Origin of the sequence: Streptococcus oralis, assembly GCF_001075875.1 — a bacterium.
In the GTDB taxonomy this organism is placed as follows: domain Bacteria; phylum Bacillota; class Bacilli; order Lactobacillales; family Streptococcaceae; genus Streptococcus; species Streptococcus oralis_I.
In genome coordinates this window covers 1-210 of the sequence record NZ_JUOS01000177.1, presented here as the reverse complement: position 1 = coordinate 210, position 210 = coordinate 1, and the positions used below count along the sequence as shown (strand labels likewise).

Here is a 210-nt window from a genome sequence, read left to right as displayed (position 1 = left end):
ATATCCTGGAATTGAATTGCCTTCTTTATCCTTGAATGATGTCCTAACTTGTTCGTAGACATGCTCTGTATCTCCGTTTGGAAGTTTCTTAGTCTCTACGAAGCGGTAACCTGGGATTTCTTTCTTCGGTTGTTCGCCATCTTCCGTTGGATAACCTGGAATTGCTTTACCTTCTTTATCCTTGAATGATGTCTTAACTTGTTCGTAGAC

At 40.5% G+C, this 210-nt stretch carries 1 protein-coding gene; it reads right to left on the bottom strand.

The annotated features are described in order from the left end of the window. Nucleotides 1-210: hypothetical protein (locus tag ADM33_RS09525; protein WP_049504806.1), on the bottom strand; the 210-nt coding region annotated here is incomplete at both ends.